The 14,241-nt window shown below is 69.1% G+C and carries 13 protein-coding genes; 6 read left to right on the top strand and 7 right to left on the bottom strand.

Translation table 11 applies throughout. The features are described 5' to 3' along the window. Positions 1-7 precede the first annotated feature (7 nt). Positions 8-712, bottom strand: a complete 705-nt coding sequence (locus AC07DC_RS00145) for a VanZ family protein (protein WP_478910320.1) — start codon at positions 710-712, stop codon at positions 8-10. A 327-nt stretch (positions 713-1,039) separates the two neighbouring features. Continuing rightward, positions 1,040-1,699, bottom strand: a complete 660-nt coding sequence (locus AC07DC_RS00150; protein ID WP_478910322.1) for a DUF4360 domain-containing protein — start codon at positions 1,697-1,699, stop codon at positions 1,040-1,042. 389 nt (positions 1,700-2,088) lie between these two features. On the opposite strand from AC07DC_RS00150, the gene AC07DC_RS00155 reads away from it, so the two are divergent. The 4 genes from AC07DC_RS00155 (at position 2,089) to AC07DC_RS00170 (ending at position 4,988) form a co-directional block, all read left to right on the top strand. Next, a complete protein-coding gene (locus tag AC07DC_RS00155) occupies positions 2,089-2,514 on the top strand; it encodes a hypothetical protein (protein WP_478910324.1) in 426 nt (141 codons plus the stop codon). Positions 2,515-2,546: 32 nt separating this feature from the next. Then, positions 2,547-3,299 (top strand): SDR family oxidoreductase, encoded by a 753-nt coding sequence (locus AC07DC_RS00160; RefSeq protein ID WP_478910326.1) that lies wholly within the window; start codon positions 2,547-2,549, stop codon positions 3,297-3,299. 4 nt (positions 3,300-3,303) lie between these two features. After that, positions 3,304-4,236: an RNA polymerase sigma factor SigJ gene (sigJ, locus tag AC07DC_RS00165; RefSeq protein WP_478910327.1), complete on the top strand. Its 933-nt coding sequence runs from the start codon at positions 3,304-3,306 to the stop codon at positions 4,234-4,236. 278 nt (positions 4,237-4,514) lie between these two features. Further along, the gene (locus AC07DC_RS00170; protein WP_478910329.1) at positions 4,515-4,988 is read left to right on the top strand and encodes a carboxymuconolactone decarboxylase family protein; all 474 of its coding nucleotides are present in this window, start codon (positions 4,515-4,517) and stop codon (positions 4,986-4,988) included. Between the two features lie 124 nt (positions 4,989-5,112). Here AC07DC_RS00170 and rox read toward each other — a convergent pair whose 3' ends face one another. Together rox and AC07DC_RS00180 are read right to left on the bottom strand one after the other, a co-directional pair. Beyond that, positions 5,113-6,582 (bottom strand): rifampin monooxygenase, encoded by a 1,470-nt coding sequence (gene rox, locus AC07DC_RS00175; protein ID WP_478910331.1) that lies wholly within the window; start codon positions 6,580-6,582, stop codon positions 5,113-5,115. A 429-nt stretch (positions 6,583-7,011) separates the two neighbouring features. Beyond that, positions 7,012-7,683 carry an RlpA-like double-psi beta-barrel domain-containing protein gene (locus AC07DC_RS00180; RefSeq protein WP_478910333.1) on the bottom strand — a complete coding sequence of 224 codons (672 nt, stop codon included), beginning with the start codon at positions 7,681-7,683 and terminating at the stop codon, positions 7,012-7,014. 223 nt (positions 7,684-7,906) lie between these two features. On the opposite strand from AC07DC_RS00180, the gene AC07DC_RS00185 reads away from it, so the two are divergent. After that, positions 7,907-8,731, top strand: a complete 825-nt coding sequence (locus AC07DC_RS00185) for a methyltransferase domain-containing protein (protein ID WP_478910334.1) — start codon at positions 7,907-7,909, stop codon at positions 8,729-8,731. A 99-nt stretch (positions 8,732-8,830) separates the two neighbouring features. Here the strand turns inward: AC07DC_RS00185 and AC07DC_RS00190 are convergent, their stop codons facing one another. Both AC07DC_RS00190 and AC07DC_RS00195 read right to left on the bottom strand, forming a co-directional pair. Next, a complete protein-coding gene (locus tag AC07DC_RS00190) occupies positions 8,831-9,310 on the bottom strand; it encodes an iron chaperone (protein ID WP_478910335.1) in 480 nt (159 codons plus the stop codon). Between the two features lie 148 nt (positions 9,311-9,458). Beyond that, positions 9,459-9,914, bottom strand: a complete 456-nt coding sequence (locus tag AC07DC_RS00195; RefSeq protein WP_478910337.1) for a carboxymuconolactone decarboxylase family protein — start codon at positions 9,912-9,914, stop codon at positions 9,459-9,461. Between the two features lie 181 nt (positions 9,915-10,095). Between AC07DC_RS00195 and AC07DC_RS00200 the strand changes: the two genes are divergently transcribed. Continuing rightward, a complete protein-coding gene (locus AC07DC_RS00200; RefSeq protein ID WP_478910338.1) occupies positions 10,096-12,552 on the top strand; it encodes an ATP-binding protein in 2,457 nt (818 codons plus the stop codon). 34 nt (positions 12,553-12,586) lie between these two features. On the opposite strand, the gene AC07DC_RS00205 is transcribed toward AC07DC_RS00200, so the two are convergent. Further along, the gene (locus tag AC07DC_RS00205; protein WP_478910339.1) at positions 12,587-14,194 is read right to left on the bottom strand and encodes an alpha-amylase family glycosyl hydrolase; all 1,608 of its coding nucleotides are present in this window, start codon (positions 14,192-14,194) and stop codon (positions 12,587-12,589) included. Positions 14,195-14,241: the final 47 nt, after the last annotated feature.

A 14,241-nucleotide genomic window follows, 5' to 3' on the forward strand; every position in this document is an offset into this window, starting at 1 on the left:
GCACGACTCATCCTGCCGATGCCAGCGCGGGGCGAGGCTGGTCCGACGGCGCTTCCGCCGTAGTGCGCCACCAGGGGCGCGACGCCAGCGCGGCGAGCACGGCGCCGACGGTGTTGACCAGTACGTCGTCCACGGAGGACACCCGGTCCAGCCGCAGGACGTACTGAGCGGTTTCGACCAGGATCGAGCAGGCCGCCCCGAGCGCCAGGATCCGCGGCACGGACGCCAGCGCCGCGAACCGCATCGGGGCGAAGAACCCCAGCGCCGCGAAGACCAGCAGGTTGCCGACGATCCCGAGCACCCCCATCGTGACCAGATCCCGCAGCGGTACCAGGCTCACCCGCTCGGGGACGATGCCGGCCCCTGCGCCCGGCATCATGGTCAGCCACAGGAACGGCACCGTCCCGTGGACCATGCCCACCTCGGCCAGCGACATCCGCCACGCCGATGTGACGCCGGCGGCACGCCGACGGCTCGCCAGAACCCACACCACCAGCGCGGCCAACGGCAGCGTGACCAACGTCATGAGCACCACACCGTTGAACGTGTCGAAGCAGCCGTGCCATCGCCCGGCCATGCACATCGGAGCGGACATCATGAGCGGCCGCCGCACGATGAACGCGGCGCTCGCCATGCCGAGGACCAGGAGGCTCAGGAGCACGATCCCGCGCATGCGGCGGGGCGGTGCTGACAGGGATGCGTTGTGGTTCATGCCCCCATTGGAGACGGAGGCCCGTTGCGGTGGCGTATGCGATTTTCGATACGCCCGCGATACACGGAATCCCCGGCATCAAGGAACTGGCGCAAGCCGACAGTGAGATGGTCCCGCCGCTGGTGATCGCGCGTAAGCCCGCCATGCGCCTCGGTTCGTCCTCCCGGCGACGGACCGCGTCGGTCCGGGGTGGTGGCCGGTAGTCGAGCGGTCAGGCCCCGGACTCGGGGGCGGAGTGCGTCCGCGAGCGGATCCGGGGCCTGACCGTATCGAGGGAAGGCGTCCGCGAAGGCGTGAACGGGGGTGGTCAGCCGTCGCGCGGGCCGGTTAGGGCCAGGGGTTCGGGTTGTCCGGGCATTCCTTCCAGGCGAGGCGGTAGATGGTGTTGACGCTGCCGTCCGTCGAGTCCATCGTCATGAAGCTCGTGGTCTTCTTGTCCGCGGTTCCGAGATTGACGCGCAACTCCGTGTTGATGTTGAAGTTGCGTATCTCCCCGCAGGGAGCCCAGACCAGGGCGCCGACGTCGGTCACGTCCGAGGTCTGCCAGTTGTCGCTGTAGGGGCCGCGGAACGAGTGGACCTTGCGGTCCGTCTGCGAGGAGCCCTGGAAGTAGTAGCCGGCCCGTTCCTCGCTGCTGGCTCCCCGCTCCAGGGACGCGAAGCCGCGGTAGTCGGCCTGGGCGATCGCGTAGGTGAAGCCCTGGGGTACGAAGACCCGCAGGTTGAGCTGGCAGTTCTTGCGGAAGTCGGTCGGCTGGGCTCCGGCGCCCACCTGGGCGAGGTAGTCGCTGTAGGTGACGGTGAAGGCGGTGTTGTCGGGGGAGACAGCGATGGCAGCCGTCCCTTCGCGACAGCCCGAGCCGTTGACGGTCGCGACCTTGATCACGATCTTGTCGGGCGGCGGTTCCGCTACCGACGCCTGTTGGGGGGAGACGGTCGCGGCCATGAGCGCCGCGATGGCTCCGCCTGCGACAAGGAATCCGGGCATGAATTCTCCAATCGACCGTGTTCATGTCGTGGAGGCTGGGTGATCCTCCGGTGAAGGTCGTGTATATGCCAACACCTTCGATGCCTTGCTGAACAGAGCGAGAACCGGCCGCGGACGGTTTCCCGGAATTCGGCCGCAGGAATACCGGCCACATTTCCTTCGACCGGAAATAGCATTGCGGCGACAGGCGGGGAGGGACCGAGTTCACGTTCGCCGAGGGAAACCGACGGAAAACCGAGGAAACTCGGAACCTGCCCGGCCGGGCGGCCGGTACGGCAGGTGTCAGCCCCGCAGCCCGATCCCTCACCACCGACACCAATCCGAGGGGTCGCAGCCGAGTCGGACGGCACGGCGCCTCACATCGGCGGGAGCTGTCTCGTCATAGAGGTATGAACACGAAGATCCGCTGGGCCAGTCTCGGCCTCCTGGCCGTGGTGGCGCTGTACACAGGCTTCTGGGCCTATTTCTCCCCGAATGGTTGGTACGAGAATTTCCCCGGCTTTGGACTGAGCTGGCTGCCTCAGCTGGGGCCCTACAACGAGCACCTCGCCAAGGACGACGGGGCCATGTTCCTGGCGCTGTCCGTCCTGACGATCATCACGTTGCGCCACGTGCGGAACAATCGGGTCGTGCAGGCGACGGGCACGGTGTGGCTGGTCTTCAACGTGCTGCATTTCAGCTACCACATGCAGCATCTCGACATGTACGACACCCGCGACCAGGTGCTCAACGTCGTCACCTTGTCCGCGCTGGTGCTGGTGTCGTCTCTTCTCCTGGTGCCGATGTTCCCCGGGCGGCGGGACGACACGCGATGATCTACGAAAACGCGAGAGCAAAGGGGCCTGGCATGAGGATTGCGGTGGCAGGCGGGACCGGAATGGTCGGACGGTATGTGGTCGAGGAGCTGACCGCGGCAGGGCAGGAGGTGGTGGTGCTGGCCAGATCACGGGGTGTCGACCTCACGACGGGCGCGGGACTCGACGCGGCCATGGTGGGCGTGACGACAGTGGTCGACGTGAGCAACGTGATGGCCACGAGTGCCAAGAAGTCGCGGGCGTTCTTCGACACCGTCGGCCGCAACCTCCTGGACGCCGGCGAGCGGGCCGGAGTACGACACCACATAGCGCTGTCCATCGTCGGCATCGACCGGGTCGGCCTGGGCTATTACCAGGGAAAGCTGCGCCAAGAGGAAGTGGTGAAGTCCGGGCCGACTCCGTGGACGATATTGCGGGCCACGCAGTTCCACGAGTTCGCGCAGCAGCTCCTCGACCGGATGCCTGGCCCACTCGCGGTCGTGCCGCAGATGCGGGCCCAGCCGGTCGCGGCGCGTGAAGTGGCCGAGCACCTGACGCAACTCGCCCTCGCCCCGGCGCAGGGCATGGCACCGGATCTCGCCGGACCGCACGTCGAACAGGTCGTCGACATGGCGCGGCGACTGCTGCAGGCCCTCCATCAGCGTCGGCTGGTGCTGCCGGTCACACTCCCCGGAGCCACGGGAACGGCCATGAAGGGCGACGGCCTGCTGCCGATCGGTCAGGAGGCCCGGGGCAGCCAGACCTTCGACGAATGGCTCACCCAGCACGTCGCACAGAAGGGATGAACCCGTGTCGACGCCACCCGGTCCCGAGCAGGACCCCACCCTCGGCTCTCTCATGGCCGAGCGCCGCAGACTGCTGAATCTCGGCTACCGCATGCTCGGGTCGGTGCAGGACGCCGAGGACGTCGTCCAGGAGACCTACGCCCGCTGGTACGCGCTGTCCGAGGAAGGGCAGCAGGCGATCGACCAGCCGCTGGCGTGGCTGACCCGCGTCGCGTCGCGCATCTGCCTCGACCACCTGGCCTCGGCGCGGGTCCGCCGCGAGCGCTACACCGGTGAGTGGCTCCCCGAGCCGGTCCGGGGCAGCGCCACGTGGACCAGCACGGGCGGGACAAACGGGGGCGACCCCGCCGACCGGATCACCCTCGACGAATCAGTCAGCATGGGCATGCTCGTCGTCCTGGACTCGATCACTCCCGCGGAACGCGTCGCCTTCGTCCTGCACGACGTCTTCGGTCTGCCGTTCATCGAGATCGCCGAGACCGTGGGCCGCACCCCCGCCGCCTGCCGACAACTCGCCTCTTCCGCCCGCCGACACCTCGCCCACCAACGGCCGGGCCACAGCACAGCACAGGAACACCGACAGGTCGTCTCCGCGTTCCGCGAGGCGTGCGAGAGCGGCGACCTCGACGCCCTGATCGCCCTTCTGGATCCCAGCGTTGAATCGCGCAGTGATGGCGGCGGCAAAGTGCGAGCGGCCCTGCGCCCGGTCATCGGCCGGGACAAGGTGGCCCGTTTCCTCGTCGGCCTCATGCGCAAGGAACCGGAGGTGGAACTCATCGAGGACGACGTCAACGGCACACCCGGCGTGACGGTCCGCATCTCCGGCGCCACCATCGCCGTCCTCGCCATGGACGTGAACGCCGGTCGGATCACCAACCTGTGGCTCGTGCTCAACCCGGACAAGCTCCACGCATGGACCGACGACGACACCTCCTGAAAGCACCTGTCCCACCCCGCCGTCAGATCAGGCGATCGATGCGGGGTGGGAGGGGGCATCCGTCCTCCGGGCCGGCCTCGACGAAAGGAGGCGTGGATACGGAGAGGCTGAGGTACCCGTTCACACTCTGGGGCGTTCGCGGGCCGCGGCCCGGGTCATGTTCGGCACCATTCCGTCCTCGCCGGAGGGAGACTCAGGTCACATTCGATCGTGTCACAACTCGCGGGAGCTGTTTCGTCCATGGGGTGTAACCACCAGCAACGACACAGGAGTGCATCATGGAAGCTCGGTTGAACCCCCTCAACAGCCCGGTCGCAGCGAAGGCCCTCAAGCACATCATCGCGGCGAACAAGCCGCTCGCGGACTCGACGCTGCCGGCCGCGACGCAGGAACTGGTGCGGCTCCGCGCCAGTCAGATCAACGGCTGCGCCGGTTGCATCGACATGCACAGCAAGGAGGCCGCGCACGCCGGGGAGACCTCGGTCCGCCTCAACCTGGTCGCGGCCTGGCGGGAGGCCACGGTGTTCACCGATGCCGAGCGCGCTGCCCTGGAGCTGGCGGAGCAGGGCACCCGCATCGCCGACGCGGCCGGTGGCGTCACTGACGAGGCGTGGGCGAACGCCGCCAAGCACTACGACGAGGAGCAGCTTTCCGCCCTGGTGTGCGTCATAGCCCTCATCAACGCCTTCAACCGCCTGAACGTCATCACCCAGCAGCCCGCCGGCGACTACCAGCCCGGCCAGTTCCGCTGAGGGACGGTCGTTGCCGCCGGTGTTGTCCGGCACCAGAGCACGCCCCGGGCACCCTTTGCGGTGCCCGGGGCGTTGTTCTGGTCCGCGCCGCGGGCGCGGCCATTCGGGGGCCACCACTGCACGCTCAGCCGGCGGCAGCGCCGAACCATTTGGGCAGTTGGCTGAGCAGATCCTGCTGATCTTCGCCGACCCACGCCACGTGGCCGTCCGGCCGCAGCAGTACCGCGGGCGCGTCCAGTTCCTCGCTGACATCGACGACGTGGTCGACCCGGTCCTCCCATCCGGCCGCCGAGAGCCGGCCGGTCTGGTCGAGGAGCAGGCCGTGGCCACCGTGCATCAGGTCGTAGAGACGACCCTGCTTCAGCCGCACGTCCCGCATCCGCCGGCCGAGCAGGTCGTGGCCCTCGCCGAAGTCGTAACGGACGTCGACCGCGGTGATGATCCCGGTCACGTACCGGTTCACCTCCTCGAAGTCCATCAGCTTCGAGAACAGCTCACGCAACGCGGTCGCACCAGAATCGGTCCCCAGCATCATGATCTGCGCGCGGGTGTTGTCCAGAACGGCGGCGCCCACCGGGTGCCGTTCGGTGTGGTAGCTGTCCAGCAGCCCTTCCGGTGCCCAGCCGTTGACCGCGGCGGCCAGTTTCCAGCCGAGGTTGAACGCGTCCTGCACGCCGAGGTTGAGACCCTGACCGCCGGTCGGCGGATGGATGTGCGCCGCGTCGCCGGCCAGCAGCACCCGGCCGACCCGGTAACGCTCGGCCTGCCGGGTGGCGTCGCCGAACCGGGACAGCCAGCGCGGCGAGTGCACGCCGAAGTCGGTGCCCGCGACGGCCCGCAGCTGCTGCTTGAACTCCTCGAGGGTCGGCGCGGTCGTACGGTCCTCGGCCACTCCGTCCGCGGGCACGACGATGCGGCACCGCCCTCCGTCCCCGAGGGGGATGACGCCGAACCGCAGTTGAGTTCTGCGGACTTCCTCGACGACGGCGGCAATCGTCGCCGGATCCTCGGTCACCGCCATGTCGCCCAGCAGCGTCTCGACCTTGGCGGGCTCGCCGGGGAAACCGACGCCGAGCTGCTTGCGCACCACGCTGCGGCCCCCGTCGCAGCCGACGAGGTAGCGCGAGCGCAGGTGCGTGACTCCCCCTCCGGCCACGCCGTCATGGGCGGGGCTGCCCCCACTCATCAACTCGACCGTCACCCCGTCCTCGTCCTGGCTCAACCCGACCACTTCGCAGCCGCGCCGGATCTCGGTACCGAGTTCGAGGGCACGGTCGTTGAGCAACCGCTCGGTGACCGGCTGCGGGGTGGAGAGACCGTACGGGTGCGCCGTGTCCAGCCGGTCCGGCCACGGCTTCATGATGCCGCCGAAGAAGCCGCCGACCTGAAACTTCTTACTCACCTCGATGAACCGGTCCAGCAGACCGCGCTGGTCCATCATTTCGACGCTGCGCGTGTGCAGGCCCTGCCCGCGGGACTCCTCGGTCGGCTCGGTCAACTTCTCCAGCACGACCGTCTGCACACCGTGCAGCCGCAACTCGGCGGCCAGCATCAAGCCGGTCGGCCCGCCGCCGGCCACGATCACGTCAATCATCAGAACGCCCGTTCAACGAGATTGGATTTCGGCCGGTCGCACCGCCGCGCGAGTCCCACCGGCGGTTCGGCGTTCCCGCGCAACCCATACGTCAACAACAGCATGCGCACGTCGCGAATCTGTCATTTCCGCAGGTTCTGGCCTTGGCCGACCATTCTGCGGCAGGACCCGGGCCTTGCCGCAAGCCCCCCAATGCGCTATATGTTGAGAATGGCAAGGAGTGGGAAAACTCCTTGCCTTTGTTTTTGTCGTCCTCTGGCGCGCGACGATGGTGGGATGCCCGACCACAGCACGCGCCCCGGACGGTGCCGTGGGCGCCGCTGAATATCCGGTTCGGCACGGCCCTCTCCTCCGGGGATCATTCCCTTCGGCCGAAATTCCCATAACCCGCGAGGAGAGGAACGGCACCGCCCTGAAATCCGTCCCAGGTCAGCCGACGCGCTCGATCCTGGCCTTGCGGATGAGGAACTTGCCCGGCTCGCGAACCTGCTCGAAGGCCGCGTTGTTGAGCAGGGCGCAGCTGCCGGACGGGGAGGTGACCTTCACGGTCGTCGACTTGTTGTTGTCGAGGTTGGTCACTTTGAGCGTGGTGCCGACCGGGAACTGGTTGCTGGAGGCGGCCGGGGCGCCGCCCTCGCCGGAGAGAGTCACCGTCGAGCCCGCGCAGACGACCTGGCCGACGTTGCCCTGGTCTCCGCCGGCCTGGCCACCACCGGCCTGAGCGCCGGCGGAGGACTGGTCCTGGGCAGGCGGCTGTTCCTGCGCCGGCGGTTGGCTCTGGGCAGGCGGTTGGTTCTGGGCTGGGGGCGCGGCCTCTTCGTCGCCTCCTCCGACCTCGCAGCCGGAAGCGGCCTGCATGCGCTGGATCTGCGCGATGACTGCCTGCCGGTTGGCGATCCGCGCCTCGGACTGGGCGTCCGGCGTGGCGCGCTGGCCTGCGATGAACTGCTCATTGTTCTGCAGCGCGGTGGTCAGCCCGTCGCAGGCGCCCGTTGCCTGACTGGTGCCCGTCATGACTACTGCCGTACCGCCGATCGCCAGGGCGGTTCCGACGAGCAGAGCAATCTTCTTCTTCGTGGTGAGCGTCCTTTTGCGTGACACGTGGGACTCCTGTGGGGTCGGTTCCGTGTGTCGTTACGTACGAGTAGCGGACTCGTTCGTCTCAGCCGACTCACCCACAACTTCCTTAACATTTCTTAAGGTTGCGGCCGACCAATCGGTATTCTCGGCAGTCCCGGAATTCGCTACTGAGCCTCCGTAGGGCCGACGGAAGACCAGCCCCCGGCGGCCGGGGCAACACCGCCCCTTCTGCCAGAATCGCCACATGGTTGATCACGATGCGCATCACGGCTATCTGCTGGACAACAGGCAGTCCGAGGCGGGTATCCGCTTCGGTGCTCTCGCTGAGTTGTTCGATCCGGTGACGTTCCGGCACATTGACCGGCTCGGGATCGCTGCCGGCATGCGGTGCTGGGAGGTCGGCGCAGGCGGGACCTCCGTGCCCCTCGGGCTGGCCGAGCGAGTCGGCCCGACGGGAGCGGTGATCGCCACCGACATCGACGTGTCCTGGACCCGGGACATCGCCGGCGGCGTGATCGAGGTGCTGTCCCACGACGTGGCGGCCGACCCGCCGCCGCCCGGCGGCTTCGACCTCGTCCACGCCCGGCTGGTCCTGGTGCACGTCACCGACCGCGCCGAGGCGCTGCGCCGGATGGTCCAGGCACTGCGGCCCGGCGGCTGGCTGCTCCTGGAGGACGCCGACCCCGCGTTGCAACCGCTGCTGTGCCCGGACGAGTCGGGTCCCGAACAGCGGCTCGCCAACCGCTTGCGGTCCGGCTTCCGCACCCTGATGGCGGCGCGCGGCGCGGACCTCGCGTACGGGCGGACCCTGCCCAGGGTGCTCCGCGAAGCCGGTCTGGACGATGTACAGGCCGACGCGTACTTCCCGATCACCTCGCCGGCGTGTGCCGTGCTCGAGGACGCGACGGTGCGGCAGATCCGCCGCCGTCTGGTGGGGGAAGGGATCGCCACCGACGAGGAGATCGACCGTCACTTGGCGAATGTCGCCACCGGGCGGCTGGACCTGGCCACCGCCCCGATGATCTCCGCATGGGGCCGGCGACGTGACCCCCGGCGGTCACAGGAGTAGTCGGCATCCTGGCAGCGGTGAACTCGCGGGCGGTCACCGTGCAGGATGCGCGGCTCTGCTGCACGATCTGGCTGCGGCACCCGTCGTTGTTTTCCGGCCTCAGTTCGCCGCCGTCTTCACGAGCGCGCCGATCCTCGCCTCGTCCGCGGCGGTCAGCTTCGTCAGTGCGTAGGAGGTCGGCCACATGGCGCCTTCGTCGAGGTTCGCCTGGTCGCTGAAGCCGAGCGTCGCGTACCTCGTGTTGAACTTCTGAGCGCTCTGGAAGAAGCAGAGGACCTTGCCGTTCTTGGCGTACGCGGGCATCCCGTACCAGAGCTTCGGCGAGAGCTCCGGCGCGCCGGCCTTGATGACCGCGTGGAGCCGCTCGGCCATGGCCCGGTCCGAATCCTGCATCTCGGCGATCTTCGCGACCACCGCGGCTTCTTCCTCCGCCGCCTTGTCGGCGCGAGATCCGCGGCGCGCGGACGCCTTCAGCTCCTTGGCGCGTTCCTTCATCGCGCCTCGTTCCTCGTCCGTGAATCCCTCGAAGGTCTTGCGGGTCGTGGTGGTGCTCTTGGCGGGCTTCTGGGTGTCCTTCATTGCGGGTTTCCTCCTGGTACGTGGCTTGATGGACAGCATCGTCATGCTAGGAGAGCCGCCGCGGCGGTGGCTCGGCGAAACGGACGTTCGCGGGGCGATTTCGCAGCTGAAGGGTGGCCGGCGGGTCGGGCCCGCCGGCCAGGACCCGTCATCCCCACGCGCCCGCGATCTGGCGGGTCGTGGCGTTGAGCCGGTTGAACATGTTGGTGACGCCGATCATCAGGACGATCGCGGCCAGCTGCTTCTCGTCGAAGTAGGTGGCGGCCGTGTCCCAGACCTCGTCGCTCACCGGGTCGGAGCGGTCGGCCAGCCGCGTCGCGGCCTCGGCCAGGGCGAGGGCCGCCCGCTCCTCGTCGGTGAAGTACGGGGTCTCCCTCCAGGCGACGACCGTGGCCAACTTCTCGTCGCTCACTCCGGCCTTGCGGGCCGTCTTGGCGCCGCCGTCGATGCAGGCGCTGCAGCCGTTGATCTGGCTGACGCGCAGATGCACCAGTTCCAAAGTCTGTCCATCCACCCCGCCGGTGTGCGCGGCCTTGAAGATCTCCTGGATGGGCTGCATCGCGCCGGACAGGACGACGGCGGGGTTCTGCATACGAGACTGCATCTCGGTTCGCTCCTCTTGTGGTTCGGTGCCCCGTTCTCCCCGGGGTGTGACTCCATAACAGCCGTTCCCGCCTGCCACGACGACGGCGATGGGACGGCCTGGGACAGTTGAAACAGCCTTGACCTGCGCAGACTTGGGCCGGAATACTTCTACCCGGGTGGGACAGGGAGGTGGGGGAACGGTGGACGTGGAACAGCGGTCGGCGAAGGCCGACCCGCAGGACGAGCTGGCCGCCCGGCTGTGCCTGCTCCAGGAGCTGTCCGGGCTCGGCGTACGCGCCCTCGCGAGGGACACCGGGCTGAGCTCCTCGTCGCTGTCGCGCTATCTCAGCGGCCAAACCGTGCCGCCCTGGCCTGCGGTGGTCGCCCTGTGCCGCCTCGTCAAGCGCGACCCCCGACCGCTGCGCCCCTTGTGGGAACGGTCCTCGAATCCGCTGCCGGCGCCCCCGAAGGCCAGCCGCCAGGGCCGGCCGAGGCCTCGCAACGATCTCCCGCGCGACGTACCCGACTTCACCGGACGCGAGGCCCAACTCGCCGCCGTGCTCACCGCGGTGGACAGCCATCGGGTGGTTGCCGTCGACGGCATGGCGGGCGTCGGCAAGACCTGTCTGGCCGTGCACGCCGCGCACCGGCTCGCCGACGACTACCCGGACGCCCAGCTCTATGTGGACCTGCACGGGTTCACCGAGGGCCGGGAACCGCTCGATCCCGACTCCGCGCTGCGGATGCTGCTCGGCGCGCTCGACGTCCCGTCCGAACGGGTCCCGCAGGAGGGCCTGGAACAGCTGGCCGCCTGCTGGCGGTCGGAACTGGCCGGCCGCCGGGCCGTCGTGGTCTTCGACAACGCCGCCGACGCCGACCAGGTCCGCCCGCTGCTGCCCGGCGCCGGCCCCTCCGTCGTCCTCATCACGAGTCGCAACCGGCTGCTGGGCCTGGACGAGGTGCCCCCGGTGTCGCTGGACGTGCTGAGCCCGCAGGAGAGCGCGGAGCTGCTGGCCCGTGCCAGCGGCGACCCGAGCGGCCCCGACGGCCGGCTGGCCCGCGATCCGCAGTCCGCCGCCGAGGTACTGCGACTGTGCGGGCATCTGCCGCTGGCCGTGCGGCTGGCCGCGGCCCGGCTGCGACACCGACCGGGCTGGACCGTGGGCATCCTCGTCGAGCGGCTGGCGCAGGGCGCGAGCGAGTTCGACACCGCTTTCGCCATGTCCGTACGGCAGTTGGACCGGGCCCAGGCCCGTCTGTTCCGGATGCTGGGCCTGCTGCCCGGGGGTTACTTCGACGAGTACCTGGCGGCGGCGCTGGCGGACGTGCCGCTGGGCAGCGCCCAGGCGATGCTGGAGGACCTGCTCGACGCGCACCTGATCCAGCAGCCGACGGCCGGCCGCTACCGGCTCCACGACCTGGTGCACCAGCACGCACGCCGTGCCGGAGCGGAGCAGGACTCTGCAGCCGAGCGGGAACGGGCGCTGGGCCGGATGCTCGACTACTACGTGCACGCGGCGGCCGCCGCCGACGCCGCGATGCCGTTCCTGTCGCCCGGCCGGCCGGCCTCCGCAGGGCAGCCCCCGGCCGAGCTGCCGCAGTTCGCGGACAAGAACGCGGCCCTGGCCTGGCTCGTCGCGGAGTACGAGAACATGGTTGCCGCCTTCGAGACGGCGGTCGCCGTCGGGGCCGATGTGCATGTGTGCGAGCTGCCGCGCTTCCTGCGGGCCTACTTCGCGCGGCGCTGCGGCACGACGCACCTCAACTTCCTCTTCGAGCGGTCGCTGGCCGCCGCGCAACGCCTGGGCGATCCGCTGCAACTGGCCGAGGCATACAGCGATCTGGGCTTCGCGCGCTACAACGCGGGCCGGATGGCGGAGGCCGGCGCCGCCTATGAGGCGGCCGCGCTGCAGCTGTCCCGGACGGAGGACCTGCGGGCGGAAGCCGAGCTGGCGATGCGCCGCGGCTGTCTGCGGTGGGACGAGGGGAACGTCGAAGAGCCGCTGGAACTCTTCAAGCTGGCCGGGAAGTTGTACGAACAAGCCGGTAGCCCGACGGGCGCGGCCCATGCCGCCGCGTCGGAGGCCTGGGCGATGCTGCAGCTGGGACACCGCGAAGAGGCGGCACAGCGGGCCCGCGAGGTGCTGAGCATTCCCCACGCGGACCCCGCATGGGCGCCCAAGCTGACGGCTCGGATCACCCTCGGCGTGGCCATCGCCCGCGAAGAGCCCGACGAGGCGGCGGAGCACCTGCATCAGGCGTTGGCGCTGGCCCGCGAGGACGGGCACATGAACAACGAGGCGTGGTGCCTCAACTGCCTCGGCGTCGCGCTGCGGCAGATGGGCCGCTACGAGGAGGCACTGGCCAGCCATCGCGAAGCATTCGCGCTGCTGGACGAGTTGTTCGAGGGACACTGGAAGATCCGTTTCCTCAACGGCTACGGCGAGACCTGCCGGCTCGCGGGCCTGCCCGAGGAGGCTCTACGGCTGCACCAGCAGGCGCTGGAGCTGGCCCCGGGCCTGGGATACCGGTACGAGGAAGCGCTGGCCCACGAGGGGATCGCGATCGTGCTCGACGAGACGGACCCGACCGCAGCCGCCGAGCACCGTGCGGCGGGGCAGGCCGTCCTGCACGCGCTCAGCCCCGGAGATCACTGATCGCGCCGGAATGGGAGGGGCACAGGACAGGACGTCACTCATGCCCCTGCCCCTGGCAGTCCCCAACCTGACGAATCTGATACACCCCGTAGCCGAATCCGTCAACGGTCACCCTGCCTGCGGTCAACGTCACGCCGTCGCCTCCCACGACGCTGCCGGCCGCCGAGACGTCGATGTCCGGTGGGAGATCGGCCGTCGCGGTGGCGCTCCGGGGGTTGACCACGACCAGGTGTGTATCGCCCCGCAGATAGACCAAGGGATATCCGGCGTGCAGAACACGAACCGAGTGGGACGTTCCCAGCGCAGGCGTGGCTCGGCGCGCGGTGATCAAGGCTCTGACCTGGTGCAGCAGCGAAGCCGGAGCGGCCTGCTGGGCGGCGACGGTGGGTCGCGCCGGGTCCGGGTCCATGGGCAGGTAGAGGGCCTCGGCAGAGGCGGTGGAGAATCCCGCGTTGACGGAGTCGTCCCATTGCATCGGTGTGCGTGAGCCCTGCCGTGCTTCGGGGCCGCACTGGCTGCCCTCCTTGTCCGGCAGCCCCGGCAGGTAGCGCATGCCGATCTCGTCGCCGAAGTAGATCGTCGGCAGGGACGGCCAGGTCAGCAGGAACGCGAAGGCAGGCGGAACCATCTGCGCGGTGCGCCGCCCGCACACCAGCCGGGAGAAGTCGTGGTTGGCTGTGGGAAGCGCGACGTAGCCGGCACCGTCGATCGCCCGGTGCGCCTCGTCCCAGGCGTCCAGGAACAGTTTCGGCGAGCCGAGACCGTCGGGGTCGAAGAAGCAGGGGTCGCTTCGCCACTCGGGGCGGTGGCTGCCTTCGGCGTTGCCCCACAGTGACAGCAACACGTCTCCGACCGCGTGCAGGTAGAAGTCGGCGTGAAACCCCGCCGGGATCGCGATCTTCGGGTTGCCCCACTCGGCCAGCAGGGCGCAGTCGGGGTGTTCGGCGTCGACCCAGGCACGCAGCTCAGTCCAGAGGCGGTGGGTCTCGGTGTGTCCGGGATCGTCCTTGACGAGCGAGAACGCCATGTCGACGCGGAAGCCCGACACACCGCAATCGAGCCAGAAGTCCATGATCTCGCGCAGTGCGGCGCGGTTGGCGCGGGGGCCGGGCGCGTCGACGGACTGCCGCCACGGCTCGGCGGGGTTCGTTCGCCCATACCCGAAGTTCAGGGCGGGCTGGACCGGATAGAAGTTGGGGAGGTAGAACCCCGCTCGCGTGCCGGGCGACGGGACCCAGGCGTCGGAGGGCTGGATGGGTGACCAGATGTAGCGGTCGTCGTCGGAGTTGTCGGCCGCGGCGCGGAACCACGGGTGCTGGTCCGAGGTGTGGCCGGGGACCAGGTCGAGCAGGACCCTGATGCCGCGTTCCCGGGCCGCCGCGACGAGCGCGACGAGGTCGTCATTGGTCCCGTAGCGCGGTGCAACGGCGAAGTAGTCGGACACGTCGTAGCCGGCGTCGGCGAAGGGGGACGTGAACAGGGGGTTGAACCAGACCGTGTTCACTCCCAGCCAGGCCAGATAGTCCAGCCTGGCGAGAACGCCGTTGAGGTCGCCGATGCCGTCGCCGTCGGAGTCGGAGAACGACTGCGGATATATCTGGTAGATGACAGCGTCGCGCAGCCAGTTCGGCTCGTTGTGCATGGCGGTGGCTCCAGAGTGCGTTCGGTCCGACCCGGTTGACGTCGACC

It is taken from the genome of Streptomyces sp. NPDC045021 (assembly GCF_056432645.1).